This window comes from Zhengella mangrovi, from assembly GCF_002727065.1.
Taxonomy (GTDB): domain Bacteria; phylum Pseudomonadota; class Alphaproteobacteria; order Rhizobiales; family Rhizobiaceae; genus Zhengella; species Zhengella mangrovi.
The window spans coordinates 402,323-421,848 of record NZ_PDVP01000001.1 but is presented as its reverse complement, the minus strand read 5'-3'; the positions used below and the strand labels follow the sequence as shown (position 1 = coordinate 421,848).

Annotated in this window: 19 protein-coding genes and 1 tRNA gene; 9 read left to right on the top strand and 11 right to left on the bottom strand. The window is 65.1% G+C overall.

Annotated features, from left to right (window positions below; genetic code table 11):
• Positions 1 to 8 precede the first annotated feature (8 nt).
• The gene (locus CSC94_RS24465) at positions 9 to 278 is read left to right on the top strand and encodes a hypothetical protein (protein ID WP_165784294.1); all 270 of its coding nucleotides are present in this window, start codon (positions 9 to 11) and stop codon (positions 276 to 278) included.
• Here CSC94_RS24465 and CSC94_RS02025 read toward each other — a convergent pair.
• The 3 genes from CSC94_RS02025 to CSC94_RS02015 form a co-directional block, all read right to left on the bottom strand.
• Complete coding sequence (locus CSC94_RS02025) at positions 272 to 1,261, bottom strand: BMP family lipoprotein (protein ID WP_099303214.1); 990 nt, start codon at positions 1,259 to 1,261, stop codon at positions 272 to 274. The genes CSC94_RS24465 and CSC94_RS02025 overlap by 7 nt on opposite strands.
• Before the next feature lie 193 nt (positions 1,262 to 1,454).
• Positions 1,455 to 2,114, bottom strand: coding sequence for a peptide-methionine (S)-S-oxide reductase MsrA (msrA, locus tag CSC94_RS02020; RefSeq protein WP_099303212.1), 660 nt, complete (start codon positions 2,112 to 2,114; stop codon positions 1,455 to 1,457).
• Positions 2,115 to 2,144: 30 nt separating this feature from the next.
• The gene (locus CSC94_RS02015) at positions 2,145 to 2,474 is read right to left on the bottom strand and encodes a hypothetical protein (protein ID WP_099303951.1); all 330 of its coding nucleotides are present in this window, start codon (positions 2,472 to 2,474) and stop codon (positions 2,145 to 2,147) included.
• Between the two features lie 283 nt (positions 2,475 to 2,757).
• On the opposite strand from CSC94_RS02015, the gene CSC94_RS02010 reads away from it, so the two are divergent.
• From CSC94_RS02010 to CSC94_RS02000, 3 genes are all read left to right on the top strand, one after another.
• Positions 2,758 to 2,847: transfer RNA gene (locus CSC94_RS02010), tRNA-Ser, on the top strand.
• 235 nt (positions 2,848 to 3,082) lie between these two features.
• Positions 3,083 to 3,424, top strand: a complete 342-nt coding sequence (locus tag CSC94_RS02005; RefSeq protein ID WP_205853208.1) for an ArsR/SmtB family transcription factor — start codon at positions 3,083 to 3,085, stop codon at positions 3,422 to 3,424.
• A complete protein-coding gene (locus CSC94_RS02000; protein ID WP_099303208.1) occupies positions 3,421 to 4,263 on the top strand; it encodes an SRPBCC domain-containing protein in 843 nt (280 codons plus the stop codon). Before CSC94_RS02005 ends, CSC94_RS02000 begins: the two co-directional genes overlap by 4 nt.
• 370 nt (positions 4,264 to 4,633) lie before the next feature.
• On the opposite strand, the gene CSC94_RS01995 is transcribed toward CSC94_RS02000, so the two are convergent.
• On the bottom strand, positions 4,634 to 5,719 hold the full coding sequence (locus CSC94_RS01995; RefSeq protein WP_245408225.1) for an alcohol dehydrogenase family protein: 1,086 nt from the start codon (positions 5,717 to 5,719) through the stop codon (positions 4,634 to 4,636).
• Between the two features lie 188 nt (positions 5,720 to 5,907).
• Here CSC94_RS01995 and CSC94_RS01990 point away from each other — a divergent pair, with 188 nt between their 5' ends.
• On the top strand, positions 5,908 to 6,597 hold the full coding sequence (locus CSC94_RS01990; RefSeq protein WP_099303206.1) for a response regulator: 690 nt from the start codon (positions 5,908 to 5,910) through the stop codon (positions 6,595 to 6,597).
• 275 nt (positions 6,598 to 6,872) lie between these two features.
• Here CSC94_RS01990 and CSC94_RS01985 read toward each other — a convergent pair whose 3' ends face one another.
• A complete protein-coding gene (locus CSC94_RS01985; protein ID WP_133122806.1) occupies positions 6,873 to 9,158 on the bottom strand; it encodes a sensor histidine kinase in 2,286 nt (761 codons plus the stop codon).
• Positions 9,159 to 9,354: 196 nt separating this feature from the next.
• Between CSC94_RS01985 and CSC94_RS24460 the strand changes: the two genes are divergently transcribed.
• Positions 9,355 to 9,498 (top strand): hypothetical protein, encoded by a 144-nt coding sequence (locus tag CSC94_RS24460; RefSeq protein WP_165784293.1) that lies wholly within the window; start codon positions 9,355 to 9,357, stop codon positions 9,496 to 9,498.
• Positions 9,495 to 10,451 carry a DMT family transporter gene (locus CSC94_RS01980; RefSeq protein WP_099303202.1) on the top strand — a complete coding sequence of 319 codons (957 nt, stop codon included), beginning with the start codon at positions 9,495 to 9,497 and terminating at the stop codon, positions 10,449 to 10,451. The genes CSC94_RS24460 and CSC94_RS01980 overlap by 4 nt, the downstream gene beginning before the upstream one ends.
• A gap of 48 nt (positions 10,452 to 10,499) precedes the next feature.
• Here the strand turns inward: CSC94_RS01980 and CSC94_RS01975 are convergent, their stop codons facing one another.
• The 4 genes from CSC94_RS01975 to CSC94_RS01955 form a co-directional block, all read right to left on the bottom strand.
• Complete coding sequence (locus CSC94_RS01975) at positions 10,500 to 12,200, bottom strand: OFA family MFS transporter (RefSeq protein ID WP_099303200.1); 1,701 nt, start codon at positions 12,198 to 12,200, stop codon at positions 10,500 to 10,502.
• A gap of 230 nt (positions 12,201 to 12,430) precedes the next feature.
• Complete coding sequence (locus tag CSC94_RS01970) at positions 12,431 to 14,470, bottom strand: sensor histidine kinase (protein ID WP_099303198.1); 2,040 nt, start codon at positions 14,468 to 14,470, stop codon at positions 12,431 to 12,433.
• A gap of 364 nt (positions 14,471 to 14,834) precedes the next feature.
• Positions 14,835 to 16,229 (bottom strand): sigma-54-dependent transcriptional regulator, encoded by a 1,395-nt coding sequence (locus CSC94_RS01960; RefSeq protein ID WP_099303196.1) that lies wholly within the window; start codon positions 16,227 to 16,229, stop codon positions 14,835 to 14,837.
• A gap of 138 nt (positions 16,230 to 16,367) precedes the next feature.
• Positions 16,368 to 16,583 (bottom strand): tautomerase family protein, encoded by a 216-nt coding sequence (locus CSC94_RS01955; protein ID WP_099303194.1) that lies wholly within the window; start codon positions 16,581 to 16,583, stop codon positions 16,368 to 16,370.
• Between the two features lie 149 nt (positions 16,584 to 16,732).
• Here CSC94_RS01955 and CSC94_RS01950 point away from each other — a divergent pair, with 149 nt between their 5' ends.
• The gene (locus CSC94_RS01950; RefSeq protein WP_099303192.1) at positions 16,733 to 17,464 is read left to right on the top strand and encodes a winged helix-turn-helix transcriptional regulator; all 732 of its coding nucleotides are present in this window, start codon (positions 16,733 to 16,735) and stop codon (positions 17,462 to 17,464) included.
• Between the two features lie 37 nt (positions 17,465 to 17,501).
• Here CSC94_RS01950 and CSC94_RS01945 read toward each other — a convergent pair whose 3' ends face one another.
• A complete protein-coding gene (locus tag CSC94_RS01945; RefSeq protein WP_099303190.1) occupies positions 17,502 to 17,720 on the bottom strand; it encodes a hypothetical protein in 219 nt (72 codons plus the stop codon).
• Positions 17,721 to 17,876: 156 nt separating this feature from the next.
• Here CSC94_RS01945 and CSC94_RS01940 point away from each other — a divergent pair, with 156 nt between their 5' ends.
• Positions 17,877 to 19,079, top strand: coding sequence for an alpha/beta hydrolase (locus CSC94_RS01940; RefSeq protein WP_099303188.1), 1,203 nt, complete (start codon positions 17,877 to 17,879; stop codon positions 19,077 to 19,079).
• Between the two features lie 109 nt (positions 19,080 to 19,188).
• Here the strand turns inward: CSC94_RS01940 and CSC94_RS01935 are convergent, their stop codons facing one another.
• The gene (locus tag CSC94_RS01935) at positions 19,189 to 19,416 is read right to left on the bottom strand and encodes a tautomerase family protein (RefSeq protein ID WP_099303186.1); all 228 of its coding nucleotides are present in this window, start codon (positions 19,414 to 19,416) and stop codon (positions 19,189 to 19,191) included.
• Positions 19,417 to 19,526: the final 110 nt, after the last annotated feature.

Sequence of the window (19,526 nt, the reverse complement as noted above, 5' to 3'; positions counted from 1 at the left end):
GACGGATCATGGCGCCGCCTGCCAACGCGGTCCACCCGATTCCCGCGCGTCTTGAAAAAGAAATCGCCCGGCGCAATGGCCGGGCGATCGGGTTTCGCGGGTCGGAGCATTTCCGCGATCCGTTGAACCGCATCAATGCTCCACGTCGTTGTTTCCGAGCAATTCCGGACGCGAAACCGGTACCCACTTTCGCTGGAATTGCTCTTGCCTTCCCGCAATTCCGGACGCGAAACCGGTACCCACTTTCGCTGGAATTGCTCTTGCCCGCCGATCAGTAGGGGCAGCTCTCATCCGACATGTAGTCATGAACCTGGATGTCGCCGGCGATGATCTTGGCCTTGGCGTCTTCCACGGCCTTCATCATGTCGTCGGTGACGAGGTCCTTGTTGTTGTCGTCCATGGCATAGTCGACGCCGCCTTCCTTGAGGCCGAGAACGTTGATGCCATTGGAGAACTTGCCTTCCTTTGAGTCCATGAAGGCATTGTAGACGGCGACGTCGACGCGCTTCAGCATGGAGGTGAGCACGTGACCCGGCTGCAGGCCGTTCTGGTTGGAATCGACGCCGATGCCGTACTTGCCCTCGTCGGCGGCAGCCTGCAGAACACCGATGCCGGTACCGCCGGCGGCGGCGTAGATCACGTCGGCGCCCTGGGCGATCTGGCTCTTGGCGATCTCGCCGCCCTTGGTCGGATCGTTCCATGCGGCCGGCGTGTCACCGGTCATGTTCTGGATGACCTCGGTGGCACCGGCGGACTTGGCGCCGCCGACATAGCCACAGCCGAACTTGCGGATCAGCGGAATGTCCATGCCACCGACGAAGCCGACCTTCTTGGAGTCCGACTTCATGGCCGCCATGATGCCGACGAGATAGGATCCCTCGTGCTCCTTGTAGACCACCGAGCGCACGTTCGGCGCGTCAACGACCATGTCGATGATGGCGAAATGGGTGTCCGGGAACTCGGCGGCGACCTTTTCCAGCGCAGCGGCCCAGGAGAAGCCGGCCATGACGATCGGATCATTGCCGTCCTCGGCGAACTTGCGCAGCGCCTGCTCGCGCTGGGCATCGTTCTGGATCTCGAACTCGCGGTAGGAAATGCCGGTTTCCTGCTTGAACTTCTCGGCACCGTTGAACGCCGATTCATTGAAGGACTTGTCGAATTTCCCGCCCAAATCGTAGATGATCGCCGGATTGATATCGGCGGCATATGCCGATGCAGTCATCGCGGAGGCGGCCAGCAGGCCCATAATCAAACGCTTCATGTGTTCGCACCCTGTCGGTTTGTTCTCTTCTCAGCCCGGCCGCGCGCAGCACGCCTGCCCGGTTCGGCCGGAGGGCAATCTCCCGCGGGAGCCATGCCTCTGGCGCGTATCCTTGCATTAAAACAGCCCGTTGACACCCAGATTCTTGACCGCCCGGTAGAAAAAATCGTCCGCCATCCGGGCTGCCGCAGGGTCAATCGCCGCCCGGAAGCGGGTAGACGGCGCCCGTGCCGCGCAAGGTGCCGGAACCACCCGGATTGCGGGCCAGGTACTGCTGATGCTCCTCGCCGGCGAAATAGAACGCGGGAGCTTCGCGGATCTCGGTGGTGATCCTGCCGGTGCGCACCGCGGCCAGCGCCTGCTGGAAGACATCGCGCGATGCGAGCGCCTGCTCCAGCTGGGATGCCGTCGTGGTGAAGATCGCCGAGCGGTAGAGCGTGCCGATGTCATTGCCCTGGCGATTGCCCTGGGCCGGATCATGGTTCTCCCAGAAAAGCTTGAGCAGCGCGGCGAAGGAGATTTGCGCCGGATCGTAGACCACCTTCACGGTCTGGGCATGGCCGGTCATGCCGGTGGCCACTTCCTGCGACGTGGGATTGGGCGTGTAGCCGCCCATGAAGCCGGCGGCCGTGACCCAGACTCCCGGCGTCTTCCAGAACAGGCGCTCGGCCGGCCAGTAGTTGCCCAGGGCGAAATAGACCGTTTCGAAACCGTCGGGCGCGGGCGCCTGGAGATCGCGGCAGTTGACGGCGTGGGTCGACGCGGTCGCGACCGGTTCTGCCCGGCCTTTCAGCGCGTCGGCGGGCGCGGGCATGTGAAGCTTCTTGTCGAGCATGGTGCCAAGGAAATGCATGGTCGCACGGTCTCCGAATCGAGGCGCCGGTCAGGATACCCGGGCAAAGCGGTTGCGGCCGCGGGCCGCCGGGCGGTGGCCGAGCAGGTAGAACAGCAGGGCGAGGCCAGCGAAGACAGCGAAGCCCGGCAGGCCGAGTACGGTCGTCACGCCGGGATCCCAGACGGGCGGGAGCGTGTAGGTCTCGACGGCGTCCTTCAGCATGGCGAGCGACTTCGGCGCGACCTGTCCCCAACTGGTGGCGAGAGGCGTGAAAACCGGGGCGTTTGCCGCGAGCGAGCGGGCCAGGTCGAGCACGCCCATGATGCAGGCGACCGACAGGCAGACAAGCGCGATGAAGCGGACAACGAAACGAAGCATGGCCATGTCTTCCCGACTTCCCGGCCGGAAACCAACGTGGCCCCCGGCGTTCCGGACCTAGCCATAGGCCAAGGTGCCGCCGGGGGCAATTGCCGTCAAGTCGAAGGTGCCGGGAGGGCATGGCGGCAGGCTTGCCCGCCAGCACGCGCGGCCGCCTTGAAAATTCGTCGCCGTGCCGTCATTTAACGGTTGAACCGGCGCGCTTTCTGGCTATAGTCCGCGCCGTTCCAAGGGGTGGCCTGCCACCCGGCCCGGGCCAACCGCCGGGAGACGATCTGGATCAGGTGAGGTGGCCGAGTGGTTGAAGGCGCACGCCTGGAACGCGTGTATACGGGAAACCGTATCGAGGGTTCGAATCCCTCTCTCACCGCCATCCTCCGTGTAAAGCAGGTCTGACAGGCAGCGATCGCTGCACATGCGGTCGCGTCCGGCATGCCGCCGGCCTGGGTCCCCAACCGGTCATGCCAGGGATGTCCATGAGTCCGCAGCGCTCGGCAGTCCTGGTTCGAGGCGCCAATCCACGGCAGGACAATCCTCCGACAGCGAACAGTTAGCCAATCATCGAAGTTTTTCGTTGCGCGCCATCGGTGGCGATGATAGTTAGTAATATGTCTAAGCATGACACCGACCTTTCGCTGCTCTTCCACGCGCTGGCCGATCCGACCCGCCGGTCGATCCTGACCCGGCTCGCCCGCGAGCCGGCGCGGGTCACCGACCTGGCAGAGCCCACGGGACTGCGCCTGCCGACGGTGATGCGGCATCTCGCGGTGCTGGAGCAAGCCGGACTGATTTCCACAGTCAAGGACGGCCGGATCCGCACCTGCGCCATCGTTCCGGACGCTTTCGACCCGGTCCGGGCATGGCTGGACGAGCAACGGGCGATCTGGGAAGCGCGTCTGGACCGGCTGGAAGCCTTTGTCATGACCGTCATGAAGGAGCGCGACGAATGACGCCAACCGACGAAACGCAGCCTGCAATCCCTGGTGGACACGAGGCCCTGCGACACCGCTTTGAAACCCTGAACCTCGCGCGGAATATCGCCGCGCCGCCGGCGGTCCTGTGGGAGGTCTGGACCACGCCGGCCGCACGGGCGGTCTGGGCAATGACCCGCGAAGACCAGCCCGCCGCCGGCTGGCTTCACCTCGACGCGCCGCTCTTCAGCGTCCACGCCGAGATGATTTCGCCGGTGCCGGGGACAGCATCGGCCGCGCTGGTGACGGCCGACCTGTCCGGCTCGACCGAGGGCAGCCGGATTGCGTTGACGGTCCAACTTTCCCGGCTGGCGGAGGGCAATCCGGCGGATGTCGGGCAGGGGCTCGCGGACGGCCTCGACCGCCTCGCAGAAGCGGCCGAGCGCACCATGGTGCTGGACCGCGTGATCCGGGCACCGCGATGCCTGGTCTGGGGCGCCTGGATGAATGCCGAGACGCTGCCGCAATGGTGGGGGCCGGACGGGTTTTCCTGCCGGACGAGCCGGATCGACCTGCGCGCCGGCGGCGAATGGGTGTTCGACATGATCGCGCCGGATGGCCAGGTGTTCCCGAACCACCATCGCTATGGCGAGGTTCTGCCCGAAGAACGGATCGCCTATACGCTGCATTGGGGCGAGAACGGCCCGAAGCATGCCGATGCCTGGGCCCGGTTCGAGGACGCGGAGGATGGCACGAGGGTGACCCTTTGCATGATCTTCAACACGGCGGAGGAATTCCGGGAGGCGAAGGGGTTCGGCGCCGTGGAACTGGGATTGCAGACGCTCGGCAAACTCGAGCGCTTCGTCCTGGCGCGGTAGGCCGCCTTGGGCTAGGGCGCCCGGGCGGGCAGGCCCAGCCTGGGGCATTTCCGCCTTTCATCGAAAAGCACCAATGCTCTTGCTGCCTGATTCGCAATTCCGGACGCGAAAACGGTACCCGCTTTCGCTGCAATCAAGTGCCTTTTCCACGCAATTCCGGACGCGAAACCGGTACCCACTTTCGCTGGAATCGAATGCCTTTTCCACGCAATTCCGGACGCGAAACCGGTACCCGCTTTCGCTGGAATCGAGCGCCTTTTCCACGCAATTCCGGACGCGAAACCGGTACCCGCTTTCGCTGGAATCGAGCGCCTTTTCCACGCAATTCCGGACGCGAAACCGGTACCCACTTTCGCTGGAATTGCTTGTATCAGGACGGCGGAACAAGCACGATCTTGCCGGCATGGCGCTTCTGCTGGAAGTCGCGCTGGGCATCGGCAATGCGCTCCAGCGGATAGGTGGCGGCGAGCACCGGACGGATTTCGCCGCGCTCGATACAGGCGACGACATTCGGAAACACCGGGGCGTCCCAGGCGGTACAGCCGATCAACGTGATGTCCTTGAGATACATGTCACGCATGTCCAGCTCGACCACCGGGCCGGCAATGGCACCGGAAGACACGTAGCGGCCGCCTCGCTTCAGGACCTTCAGCATGGCACCGAAACCCGGGCCGGCAACGTTGTCGATCACGACGTCCATGGTCTCCGCACCGAGCAATCCCACCGGGTCGCCGGTCCTGTCGATGACCCGGCTCGCACCGAGCGACCTGACGGCGTCGTGCTTGCCGGCGCCGGCAATGGCGATCACCTCGGCGCCGCGCCGCAGGGCAAGCTGGACCACGGCGGAACCGACGCCTCCCGAAGCGCCGGGAACCAGGACCCGCATGCCCGCTTCGACACCGGCCCGGTGGACCATGTTCTCGGCCGTCCCATAGGCGCAGGGGATGGTGGCAAGTTCCGCGTCGCTCCAATCGCAGTCGACCCTGAAGATCTCCTGTTCCGGCACCTTGACGTACTGGGCGAAGGCGCCGTCGAAATCGGAACCGAGCCAGACCGTTTCCATCGAGTTGAAACCGGCCTTCCGCATGCAGGAGCGGACCAGAACCCGGTCGCCGATCCGGCTTTCATCGCCACCGGGGCCGACGGACACCACCTGGCCGCAGCAGTCCGTGCCCTGGACCAGGGGAAACGGCGTCGCCGCATTCCAGCCGCCATCGGGCCGGACGCCGTCATCGCCCGTCACGTCCGTGCCGTCCCTGACGCCGGACGAATACCAGCCAAGCCGGGTGTTGATATCCGTGTTGTTGACGCCGGCAGCCAGCACCTTCAGCAGGACTTCCCCCTCACCGGGAGAGGGACACGGGACCTCTTTCCAGACCAGCTTGTCGAATCCGCCGGTTCCGGTCGTGACAATCGCCATCATGGTCCGGCCGTCCGCCGCATCTTGCCGTGCCACCGCCTGTCTCCCTTCCTTGCCATCGCCAACCACGGAACAATGCACCGCGATGACGGGGAACGGTCAAGGATGTACCGGCAAATTGACCATGACGCGCCGTGCGCGGGCCGACGATTGGGCAGTCGCGATCCTTGAGACTCGTACAATCTTCCCCTTTCAGGTAAGCTTTTATTGGAGGTCGGTGCGGAATGCGGTCGGTCCTGCTTGTCGATGATCACCTGGAGGCGCAGCAACGGATGCGCGCCGTTCTGGAAGAGGTGTTTCCGTCTTCCAGCCTGGCGCTCGCCTCCACGGTCGCGACCGCCCGTGCGCTGATCGGCAGGCGTGCCTTTGATCTCGCCGTTCTCGACCTGTCGTTGCCGGACGGCAGGGGCGAAAGCCTCATCGAGCCCCTGCGCGCGGTCAACCCGGACTGCCTTGTCGTGGTGTGGTCGATGCACGACCAGACATCGCGCCTGATCGACGTGCTGGCGAAAGGCGCCAACGGCTATCTCCTGAAAGACCAGACGGTCGAGGCCCTGCGCCAAGCCTTCCTGCGGCTTCCCTTCGGCGAACCGCCGCTTTCATCCTCTGTGACCCGCCGGATGATCGAATATATCCAGGAGTCCGGAGGCGGTGCCGGGACCGGCCGGCACGACCCGAACCGGGTTTCGAACGGAGACCTCCCGGCCATCGCCGAAGCGCTCACAGAACGGGAGAAGGAAATCCTCGTTCTGCTTTCGAAGGGCTTCAACCGTCCGGACATCGCCGGGATCCTGAGCATTTCGAAGAGCACGGTCGCAACCCATGTCGCGCACATCTATGCAAAGCTGAATGTTTCCTCGCGGATCGACGCCGTCGAAATGACAAGGCGGTTGGGGCTGTTGCAGGCACGGTAGCCCACACCGACCCATCTCCGCCTGCCCCGCGATCGCTCAAAGGCTCTGCTGCTCTTCTTCCCACATTTCCGGACGCGAAACCGGGGCCCACTTTCGCTGGACCCGTCTCTTCCCCAACGCATTTCCGGACGCGAAACCGGGGCCCACTTTCGCTGGACCCGTCTCTTCCCCAACGCATTTCCGGACGCGAAACCGGGGCCCACTTTCGCTGGACCCGTCTCTTCCCCAACGCAATTCCGGACGCGAAACCGGTGCCCACTTTCGCTGGAATTGCTTTAGCCCGCCATGGGGAAAACCAGTCCGACGGCGAACAGCTGCCGGTCATCGGACGCCTCGACGTTCACCGACGCGCCGATCTCCCTCGCGCGGGCGATGATGTTCGGCATGCCGCGACCACCCGACGGCCCGGCGTCTTCCGCCCGGGCCGCGGGCGACAAAGGCGCGAAGCGGTTGGAAATGCTGAGCCGGAACGTTCCATCTGCGTGCGTTCCATAGTCGCATGCGACCGGCACTTTGCAGTCGCCGTATTTCATGATGTTCGAGACCAGTTCCTCGCAGATGTACTTGATGTTGACGAAGGCGCGGCTGTCGATGATCCGCGCGCACTCGAAGCGTTGCGTGCATGCGGTCGTGAATCCCAGGGATACGAGACGGGCGTCCAGGTCCAGCCAGATGTCCTTCATGCAGGCCTCCAGGTCCATTTCCTCCGCGTCCTCGAGAACCATGATGGACTCCTTCAGGGCGCTGATCGCCGATGACGCGGCACGCCGCATCCCGCTTTCTTCCGAGGTCATGAACAGCACGTTGAGAAGCTTTGCGCCAACGTGGTCGTGAAGGTCGCGGGCGATTCGATTGCGGTCCTGCATACGCTGCAAGTCCTGCTGGCCCCGCTGATGATAGATCCTCTGCGCCATCCGGTGCAGCAGCCGGACAATCCGCCTGTCCCGGGTGGAGAACAGGCGCCGGCCCTGGTTGCGCCCACGCATGACGACGGAATCCTCGCGCGTGATCGCCGGAAAGCGCATGACCAGTCCGCGATCCTCGATCGACACGTCGCGGGCCGGAGCGTTCGGCTCGATCTCCATCCCGTGGGCGTCGAAAAGCCCGGCGACGAAGCGGAGGAAACGCCCGTCCATTTCGGCCAGGTCCTTCATCGCGCCCATGTCATCGATAAAGCGCAGGGTCACGTCTTCCCACGGGACCGCGTTGCGGCGGATGAAGTGGTCGAGCAGGAGGCTTTTCAGCGGGAAGAGGGACCAACTGGCGACCGCAATGGCGATCGACGCGGACGGAAGGCCGCCCAGTCCGAAGACCGCGAGCAGCAGCACATCGACTGCTACGAAAACGGCAACCATGGACAGCCAGACCATGGTACCGAACCAAACCGTCTGGATCGCGAAAAGCCTGTATCGCAAGGTCCCGAACACGAAGCCGGCCCAGGTCAACGTAAGGGTGATCGCGCCGGCCTCGACGGGAATCACGGGCGGTTGGTTGAAGACCCGGGGGATGAGGACCAGGAACAGGTAGGGCAGCCCACCCCCGAGCAGGGAAATGGCGAACCAGGACACGGCGGCGCGGTCGACCGGATCGGCGCGGGAAACGACGATCTGCACCACGAGCAGGGCAAGGCCGACGATGTCCGCCGCGAACAGCGGAAAGATGAAGGGATTGAGCGGAAACGTCACCAGCGCGAAGTGCTGTGCCAGGAAGGCGGCGACGGCGACCAGCATGGACAGCGTGGCGAAGGGTATTCCGGGGAGCAGCGCCCTTGGCGTATGCCATATCATGGCGACGATTGCATAGGTGTAGAACACGCCGCCGGCCGCGCCGAGGTAGTACAGCATCTCGAACAGGAGCGGTGGTGCCGCGAGGTAGAGCGCGGACTTCAGCGCGTGGTAGAGCAGGACACCGGACAGGAAGACGCCGGACAGTCCCGCGAGCAGGACGTTGACGGCAACGGGGGCAAAGACGAGAAGGCCCGTGCTCGTTGCCAGCGTGGCAAAGCTCAGGCCCAGCATGAACGCATAGCGCAGGGGCAGATCGCGGATTGTGAACGGCACGTCGGCGCGAAGAAGAAAGCGCCGGCCGTCGTCCGTCACCAGCCAGACATCCCGGCGCTGGAATTCCCACAACCGCTTCTTGGCTGCCGCGATCTCCCCCCAGCGCGCATAGGACGTCACCTGGGCGCGAAACACCATCAGGACGCCGTCATTCAGATCGTACCGTGTGCCATCGTCCACGGCGACGAGCGCGACGATGCGGTCGCCCGGGCTGATGCCGGCCGCCTCAGCGGCGCCCTGTCCCGCCACCCTGGACACCACGATTCCCGTTGGCATGCCGGTGGTCTCGAACCGGAGGCCCCAGTTCGGCATCCGGAAGAGTTCGGACGTGCCGAGCATGACGACCAGCAACCAAAGGAGGAAGGCGAGGAAAAGCAGGAGCACCGGGAAGCGGGTGCGCAGCCGCTGCAGGACATGAGCAGGAAAGGAGGTGGCCGGAGCGGGCAACGGAGCGGCAACCGAAGCGCCTTTCGCATCCGCTTCGCCAGACCTGCCCGGCACTGCCATCCCGTTCCGGCACAAGCTTACTTACCTCCTCCCAGCCAGAAAAAGCCGCAAAAAAACTAGCAGAAATACAGAACAGCGAGAATGGTCTGACAGGACTAGTCCACCTGGCCGATATCCATCCAGGTCTCGCGTGCTCTAGGATTTCCGGGATTTGGGGCCAAGCTTTCCCGGAGTTCGGGAGGGAGCCGTTATGTTCGATCTCGACCGGCCTGCCGTTCTTCTTTCCACTGTTTTTCTTGCCGAACCACAGGTCCGCAGCTTCGGGTGCTGCGGACGTCGTGCAGATGCCGGGGGCGATGGTTTGACAACGCGCCGTGAGGCGCGGCTGTCATGACCGCCTCGTCCGTTCATTGCGTGTCGCGGTCGCCAGCGCTGCCGCTTCTGGTGCTTGCGCCAGTCCTGTGGGGCGGCAATTTCGTCGTCGGCCGGTTCATCAGCCCGGATATCCCGGCCTTCTGGCTGAATTTCTCGAGATGGATCGTCGCGGCCGTCGTGCTGCTGCCCATCGGGCTCGCCGGTCTGGTGCGCGAACGCCATGCGCTGAAGGCAGACTTCTGGAAACTCTGCCTGTTGTCCATGCTCGGTGTCGTCACGTTCAACACGCTGATCTATTCGGCACTGAAGGTCGTCGGCGTGACCGAGGTCATCATCGGCTTCGCCATGTCGCCGCTCGTCATCCTGTCCGTGCTGGCAATCGTGGAGCGGCGGATGCCGTCGCCGCGGGTGCTCAGCGCGGTCGTCCTGTCGATGGCCGGCGTTCTCGTCGCGGAAGGTGAATCGGTCGATCTGGCCGCCTACTCGAGTGAAGCCGGAGCGCTTGCACTGGTGCTGGCCGCCACGCTGGTCTGGAGCTTCTACTGCCTTTCGCTGTCGAAGCTTCCGTTGGCGGCATCGCCGCTGTCCGCCTTCCTGTCGCAGATCCTCATCGGACTGACCGTGCAGGCCATCTTCGCCCTGACGGTCGTCCCCGCATTCGACCCCGGGACCATCAGCAGGGCGGGCTGGGCGTCGATCCTCTACCTGGGCGTCTTCGCCTCGGCGGTGGCCTTCCTGGCCTGGCAGGCGGGACTGCGTGCTGCCGGCCCGCAGCGGAGCAGCGTGTTTCTGAACCTCGTACCCCTGTCGGGGCTGGTGCTCGCGAGTTTCTTCCTTGGCGAGCGGGTCTCTTTAATGGAGACTTTCGGCCTGGTCCTGATCTTCACGGGTGTCGGGATCGTCTGCCTGCAGGGAAGCCCGGGCGTCCTGCGGCAGGATCGGCTGGAAACGGCCTTGAAGCGCGGATCCTGAAGCCGGAGGCCCGGCGGGACGTTTCGCCCCGCCGGGAGACGGGCTGGACTATTCCACCGGCACGGCGGCGAGCCTCGGCTCGTCGTGGTGATGGTGCTCGCGGACCGGCTTCATGAAGAGGTTCGCGAAGAAGGCAATCACCAGCAGCGCGGCCATGCAGTACATGGTCGTGTTGTACAGGCTCGGGGTCGGATCGATCGTCCCGGCCGGGGCGATTTCCATCAGCTTGGCCACCGTCACCGTCTTGGCCTGGACCAGCGCGTCGAGCTGATCGATCGGCGCGCCGAACTTCTCGGCGAAGGCGGCCGGGTCGACCTTGGCCGCCAGGTCGTTGAGCGCGCCGGCCAGCGACATCTCACGCAGCGACGTGATCGCCAGCGGACCGAGGACGCCGGCGGTCGACCATGCCGTCAGGAGACGGCCATGGATGCCGCCCACGTGCATCGTTCCGAACATGTCGGCGAGATAGGCCGGGACCGTGGCGAAGCCGCCCCCGTACATGGAGAAGATGATCATCGTGGCCGCATAGAAGCCGATGAGATAGATCACCGACGGGTGCTCGGATCCCGCCGTCGCGAAATAGGGGATCGACAGGTAGAGGATCGTGCCGAGGACGAAGAACCACATGTAGGTCGCCTTGCGGCCGATGAAGTCCGACGTGGAGGCCCAGAAGAAACGGCCGACCATGTTGAAAACCGAGATCATCAGCACGTAGGTGGAGGCGAAGGCCGCCGTGACAATGAGCGGCATGGTGGTGCCGAAAATCTCGGACATCATGGTCTTGGCGACACCGATCACGCCGATGCCGGCGGTCACGTTGAAGCAGAGCATGATCCACAGCTGCCAGAACTGCGGCGTCTTCAGCGCCTGGTCGATATGGACGTTGTTGCTGGTCACCAGGCCCGAGGCAACCGGCCTGGGCTGCCAGCCCTCCGGCTTCCAGTCCGGCGCGGGCACCCGGTACATGAAGGCGGCGATCATCATGACGATGAAGTAGCCGATCCCGAGCGCGATGAAGGTCGACGATGCGCCCGTGTCACCGGTGCCGATGACGTAGACCCCGGCATCGCCACCATAGGCCGCGGCCTGCTTGGCCGACGCGATGACGACCTCGGTCTTGCCTGCCGCCGTCTGCGCGAAGACGCGGCCGTTCTCGACGACCGTCTGAACCGCGCCCTCGGCGCCGAGATACTCGGGCAGCCGGGAGAAGGTGGAGAGCAGCCAGCCCTTCAGCGGGGCCGCGATCATGGCGCCGCCGCCGAAGCCCATGATGGCCATGCCGGTGGCCATGCCGCGCCGGTCCGGGAACCAGCGGATCAGGGTGGACACCGGTGAAACATAGCCGAGGCCGAGACCACAGCCCCCGAGCACGCCATAGCCAAGGTAGATCAGCCAGAGCTGGTGGCTGGCGATGCCGAAGGACCCGATGATGAAACCGCCTCCCCACAGGAAGGCCGCCACGACGCCCACCATCCGCGGGCCGACGTCTTCCAGCCACTTGCCGGCGAAGGCGGCGGCGAGGCCGAGGAACACGATGGCGACCGAGAAGATCCAGACGACAGAGCTGAGGCTCCAGTCATCGGCCGCCGGCGCGACGACGCCAAGCTGGCGGGTCAGCGGCGGGTTGAAGACGGACCAGGCGTAGACCGATCCGATGCAAAGATGAATGGCGATCGAGGCCGGCGGAACCAGCCACCGGTTGAAGCCGGGCCTCGCCACGATATGCTCTTTCTTGAGACTGTCGAACATCAGTGTCCTCCCAAAGGCGCTTGCGCGCGTTGATCCGCGCAACCCGGCTCGGCGGCCGGGCCTGGCGGTCGCGGCGTCCTCCCTGCCGCGTGCGATGGAGGAAAATGCAACGGCCGTGCCAAACGCCCCCTGGCGGCCAGATGCCAGCAGTTTCAGGGGCCGGTACCGCCGGACATGCCGATGCCGGGCCGCGCGCCAGACAAAAAGACCCAATGCTTGGACAAAATGTCTCAGCCGGCCGCCGGTTGTTCGGGCAGCCAGACCAGGAAGCCGGTTCCCTGCCCGGGCGCGGTATCGACCTCGATGACGCCCCCGGCCCCGCTGACCAGCATGTGGGTGATCGACAGGCCGAGCCCGGTTCCCGATCCGCGCTTGGTGGTGAAGAAGGGATCGAAGATGCGTGCCGCGACATCCGGCGCCATGCCCGTTCCCGTGTCTCGAACCGTCATCAGCACGCCGGGTACGCCGTCGCGGTCGGCGTCCTCGCAGGCGAGCGTCAGCGTGCCGCCGTCAGGCATGGCATGGATGGCGTTCACCATGAGATTGACCAGAACCTGCTGAAGCTCGGTCCGGCTGATGCGCGCGGAGCGGGTCGAATCGGACTGCCGGACGACCTCGATCCCGTTCTTGCGGATCATGTGGCGGATCAGCGGCAGGCAGTCGGAAAAGACGGCGGCCGGCGCGCTGGCCTCGTCGGAACCGGAATACTCGTCTGGCCGGGCAAACTGCAGCAGCCGGGTCACGATCTGGCGCATGCGCTCGGTCTGTTCGTCGATCAGGTGGAACTCGGTCTTCGCCAGGTCCGCCTTCTCGCCAACCAGGTCGCGCAGCACTTCGAGGTTGCCCTGGATGACGGCAATCGGGTTGTTGATCTCGTGGGCGACGCCGGCGGTGATCTCGCCGATGGCGGCCAGCTTTTCCGACATGACGAGCTGCTTGGTCGCGCTTTCGAGCTGGCGGTTCGCCTCACGCAGTTCCGCCGTGCGCTCCTCGACGCGCTGGTTGAGCCGCCCGTTCCATTCGCGAAGCTGCCGGTCCCGCTCGTCCAGGCGGTCGAGAAGCTCGTCGAGGTGACTCGCGACCTGCGAGATCTCGTCACCGCGGTCGGGGATGCCGGTGCGGGCGGTCAGGTTGCCGGTCTCGACCCGGTCGATCGTCTCGGCCATGCGCTCCAGCGGCAGGAAAATGCCGCCGGCCCAGCGCAGGAACAGCGGAACGGTCAGTGCCGCCACCGCGACGAAGCCGATCACGACCAGGGCGATGGTGACGTATTTCGTCTGCTGGAACGGGGCTTCGAGAAAGCCGACATACAGCATGCCGACCCGCTTGCCGCGACTGTCGACGATGGGCTCGTAGGCGGAAATGTACCAGTCGTTGACGACGAAAGCGCGGTCCAGCCAGACCTGGCCTTCGTCAAGAACCTTCCGCCGCACGATCGCCGAGACGCGCGTGCCGAGGGCGCGGCGGCCCTCGAACAGGCGTACGTTGGTCGATACGCGGACGTCGCCGAGGAACAGGGTGGCGGTTCCCTGGCTGCCTTCCGGCAGGCTGCGTGGCTGGTAGACGAGGTCGTTGATGGTATCGATGAAATCGAGGTTGCGGTTGAGCAGGATGCCGCCGACCAGGACGAGGTGGCGGCCGTCGACCTCAACCGGCGTCGCCGCGTGGACGACCATACCGTCGGATGCCGTCTGCAGGGACGAGGGGGCGGCATTCGGCGTGGCCACGATCGGCAGGCTGGCGCGTTCCGCGAGCGCCGGGGAGATGTCGGCGAGTTCGGCTGCGGTGAGGATGTCGATGGCGACGGCACCGGACCCGGCGGCGGCGCTGGCCAGAACCGGGCTGGCCATGTCGGTCCGCCGCGGCGCCATGCCGCCGGCCGCGGCAACGACGTCGCCGGGAATGGTCACGATATAGAGGAAGTCGAGGTTGAGCCGGCCACGGCGGTCTTCCAGCAACGCCGCCATGGCGTCGGGCGAACCACCGGAAACGGCATCGCGGAAGGTGACGGATTCACCCAGCGCCTTCATCCGGTCGCCTGTGTTCTCCAGGATACGGCTGAAATACTGGTGCGCGACGGTGAGATCGCTGCGCACCTTGGAAATGAGCACGCTGTCGAACTTGGTGTTCCAGCGCAGCATGGTGGCGCCGAGCAGGATGGGGATGATGACCAGCATGGGCAACAGGGCAATGGCCAGGAGCCGGTAGCGGACCGGCGTCCCCTTGCCCGGCTTCTGGCCGGCCTGCGACGGAGCCTTGCCGCCCTTCATCGAACCGCCCCGGCGCCCAATTGCCTCATCCCCTCAGAGCCCGGACGCGAAACCGGGGGCCACTTTCGCTGGAATTGTCGAACCCACAAACGCAATTCCGGACGCGAAACCGGGGCCCACTTTCGCTGGAATTGTCGAATCCGCAAACGCAATTCCGGACGCGAAACCGGGGCCCACTTTCGCTGGAATTGTCGAACCCACAAACGCAATTCCGGACGCGAAACCGGGGCCCACTTTCGCTGGAATTGTCGAACCCACAAACGCAATTCCGGACGCGAAACCGGGGTCCACTTTCGCTGGAATTGTCGAATCCACAAACGCAATTCCGGACGCGAAACCGGGGTCCACTTTCGCTGGAATTGCTTTAGCCCCCCCATTGGCCCAGCTTGCGTTCGATGGTCTTGCGGGACAGGCCAAGACGGCGGGCTGCCTCCGACCGGTTGCCGCCGCATTCGTCGAGAATGCGCAGGATATGCTCGCGTTCGACGGCCTCCATGGTTTCGCCCTCCGGGCTGCCAGGGGCACGGGACGGAGCACCGATGTCCGGCACGCGGCCGAGAATGAGCGACCGTTCGATCATGTTGCGCAGTTCCCGGACATTGCCGGGCCAGTCATAGGCGCGAAAGGCCGCGCGGGTTGCCTCGGTCAGGTCGATGGCGGGCATGCCGAGCTGCTGCGACAGCTTGGCCATGAACAGGCCGGCCAGTTCGTTGACATCGTCGCCACGCTCCCGCAGCGGCGGCATGTCCAGGCGCATGACGTTGATGCGGTAGTAGAGATCGGAGCGGAACTCGCCGGCGGCGACGCGCTCTTCGAGGTCGGCATTGGTGGCGAAGATGAAGCGCAGGTCGAGCGAGATCTCCCGCTCGGCGCCGACGGGGCGGACCTTGCGGTCCTCGAGAGCGCGCAGGAGCTTGCTCTGCATGGCGAGCGGAAGTTCCGCGATCTCGTCGAGGAACAACGTGCCGCCGTGGGCGTGCAGGAACAGGCCCTCGCGAGCCTCGGCTGCGCCGGTGAACGCACCGCGGACATGACCGAACAGTTCGGCCTCGATCATCTCCGCGGGAATGGCGGCGCAGTTGACCGGAACGAAGGGCTTGGCGGCGCGATCCGACAGGGCGTGCAGCGACCGCGCGGCCACTTCCTTGCCCGAGCCGGAGGGCCCGCTGATGAGCACCGACGTCGGCAGGGGCGCGACCCGCGCGATGGCCTGGCGCACGGCCTCGATGCCCTCGGAATGGCCGATCAGCCGGTCGCGCAACAGCAGGTGATCAGAGGCGGCCATGAGTTCGTGCCGCAGGACGAAGTTCTCGCGCTGGAGATTGCGCCGCTCCAGGCAGCGCGAGATGGCGTTGAGGATCTGGTTCGACCGGAACGGCTTGAGGACGAAATCCATCGCACCGGCGCGCAAGGCCTGGATCGCGGTTTCCAGGTCGGCATAGGCGGTCATCAGGATGACGTCGGAAAAGAGTCCCGCTTCCTGCTGCCCGGCGAGCCAGTCCAGCCCGTTGCGGCCCGGCATGACATTGTCGAGGATGATGACGTCGTAGCTGCACTCGTCGACCATGGCCGCCGCCGTCGCTACGTCCTGTGCCTCGTCGACACGGGCGCAGCGGGGCGAAAGCGTGCGCATGAGGAAGTTGCGCATGCCGGGTTCGTCGTCGACGATGAGGATGGAGGCGCGCGCCAGCTGCGGGCCGAAATCGACGGTCCTGGCCTGTCTTTCGGACGGCCCGTCTGCCTGGGCGCTTTTCGGCATGAGCACGGACCTCCCTTCCGCGGGGAGATCGTGACCACGCAATGCGTCATGAAGTCAAGGGAGATGGCGCCACCGGGCTGGCCTCATCGCGACCCCGGCCGGCCCCGGGGCAAAGAGTGGCCGGCCGGGATCCGCGGGTCAGCTTCCGGCCATTGCCCGGATATCAGCCGCAGACGGGGTCTTGCCGCCAATCCCCCACTGTCCGCTGCGGACTTCCTTGACGCGGACCCAGGTCACGCCGCGCATTCCCTCGCCTTCGACCTCGACCATGGCGTTGGTGACCTTCTCGATCATCCGCGCCTTCTGGGCATCGTCGAAAACGCCCTCGATCACCTCGATATCGACCAGTGGCATGACTTACCTCCGTGTTTGCTGGACTGGTGGATCGAGACTGGCAGCGGCGCCTTCCAGCAGCCAGTTCAGGAAATGCAGCAAACCTGCTACAGTTTCTGAAGTAGACACCGGGACAGCCGGAGTGCCAGGCTCATCGTGGAGGTGCCGCGATGCCAGAGTCAAATTACCCGCGGTTTTGCCCGGTCGCCATGGCAGCAAGCCTGCTCGAGCCGCGCTGGACCATGCTGATGCTTTGCGAGATGTGGTCCGGGTCCACCCGGTTCAACGAGATCCAGCGCGGCGTGCCGGGCATGTCGCCGGGGCTGCTGTCCAAGCGGCTGAAAGAAATGGAAATGAACGGCCTCGTCGTCCGCCGGGGTTCGGGATCGGGCGCCCACGCGGAATACCTGACGACGCCGATGGCCGACGAACTGGAACCGCTGGTCCGGGGTCTTGGCGAATGGGCGCACCGCAACATCGATTGCGGCGTGTCGCTGCAGGACCTCGATGCGCGCTTGCTGATGTGGAACATCCGCAGGAAAATCGACCTGCTGCAGCTTCCACGGCGCAAGTGCGTCATCCAGTTCATCCTGCACGATTCGCCCAACGAGACCGCGAACTACTGGCTGGTGGCCAAGCCCGGCGAGGAAACCGACCTGTGCTATGCCGACCCCAAGTTCGACGTCGATCTCTACGTCGTCTGCGAGTTGCGCGCCCTCACCTCGGCCTGGATGGGACACACGACGTTCGAGGCAGAAATCGCGGACGGCGGCATTTCGCTCAGCGGCCAGGAAATGATGGCGCGCACGATGACCCGGTGGCTCGTGCGCAGCAGTTTTGCCGAAGTGCAAAAGGCGGGCGTGGACCGGGACCGGCCCTTGCGCGCCCAACCGTCGGCGTGATGCGGATGCCGTCCGGAAGTCGGCGCCCCTTGCCGGGTCAACGAGGCTGGCCCAATCCGCCCATCCGCATTCCCGCCACCGCAGAGCGTTGCGAACCGGGCCGGAAAAACCTCGCCATCCGGACCATCGCCGCCTCGACCGCCGTGGCCGCCGAAGCGATCCCGAAGTTGCGCTCGACGCGCGCCTTCTGCCTGTAGAAGTCCATGTCGATCGAACCGTCTTCGTTGCGGCGGGTGCTGAATGAATCGCTGGTCATGACCTTTTTCCTTCCATGGCGTGTTGCATGGAAAGACGGTGCCAGAGCACCGCGCATGACGCTTGAGGAAAACCTTGCCAGTTTCTTGTGATCTTCTTGTATTGTCGCTGCCGGCGCCGGGTGCGGCATGAAGAACAAGGAAGCAGGGGGTCCGTGATGCGCTACCGGTTTGGTTCTTGCGAACTGCGCCCCGAGAGCCGCGAACTTCTCGTCGATGGCCAGGTCCGGCCGGTCGAACCGCAGGTCTTCGACCTTTTATGCCTGTTTGCCAGCGAGCCCGGGCGGCTGATTTCCCACGACGAACTGATCGAGCGGATCTGGGGCGGACGCATCGTGTCGGATTCCGCCGTCAGTGCCCGTATCAGCGCAGCGCGCAGCGCCATCGGCGACAATGGCACCGACCAGGCCTGTATCCGCACCGTACCGCGCCGCGGTTTCCGCTTCGTTGCCGAGGTCGCCGGTCCCGATACGGCAGACCGGCCCGGTCCGCCTTCCCCTCCGGCCGAGATCCAGCAGCGGGTCCGGTTCTGCCAATCGGCCGACGGAACCACGATCGCCTTTGCCGAGACCGGGGCCGGGCCTCCCCTCGTCAAGGTGGGCCACTGGCTGACCAATCTCGACTACGACTGGCACAGCCCGATCTGGCGGCCGTTTCTCGACCGCATGAGCCAGGACTTCCGGGTCGTGCGCTACGACCAGCGCGGCAACGGCCTGTCGGACTGGAAGGTGAAGGAATTCTCGTTCGACCGGTTCGTCGATGACCTCGAGGCCGTCATCGACGCCGCAGGCGTCGACCGGTTCGTCCTCTACGGCACGTCGCAAGGCGCGGCGATCGCCATCGCCTACGCCTGCCGGCACCCGGAGCGGGTGAGCCATCTCATCCTGCACGGCGGCTACCAGGCCGGGCGCTCGGTGCGCCTCGACGAGAGCGAGCGCGAGGAGGGCGAGGCCCTGCTGACCCTGGTCCGGCATGGGTGGGGACGGCCGGAGAGCGCTTTCTTCCGCATGTTTTCCTCGCTTTTCATTCCCGACAGCAGCAGCGAGGAGATCGGCTCGCTGGCCGAACTGCAACGGCGCACGACGTCGCCGGAAAACGCAGCCCTGATCCGGGCCTCCTGCGACCGGTTCGACGTTCGAAACATGCTTGGCGAATGCCGCGTGCCGACACTGGTGCTGCATGCGCGCAACGACAGCGTTCATCCGCTCGACCAGGGCCGGAAGCTGGCAGCAGGCATTCCAGGCGCGCGGTTCGTGTTGCTGGAGAGCGCCAACCACGTCATCCTGCCGCACGAGGCGGCCTGGTCCACGCTGTTCGCCTCCATCGCCGATTTCACCGGCCAAGGCCAGCAGCGGCAATAACGGCGGCCGGATGGCTCCGGCCGTCGCCTTGCATCCTGACCTTACCGGCCCTGGTCAGCCCGGTGCGGCACAGCGCATTTCCACTGTTCATTGAATCGCCGGAACCGCGTCAGGCGGCACTCTTTCCGGCCGCCAGGTCGCGGACCGCCTGCGTGGTCAGCGGCTGACCGCCGATGGCCCAGTCACCGCTGGCCACTTCATGTATCTTTACCCAGGTCACGCCGCGCATGGCCTCACCCTCGACAGCCACCATGGCGTCGGTGAGCCTCCCGATGATTTCGGTCTTCTGCGCGGGGGTGAAAACGTCCTTGATAACGTGAACTTCGATCATTGGCATTGCCGTCTCCTCTCGTGTCAGTCTGGTTGCATGACGGTCACCATGCTAGCCATTTCGCCGGGAGACGCTTTGCGGATACCTTGTGATTTCGTTGCGGAACCCCTGATTTG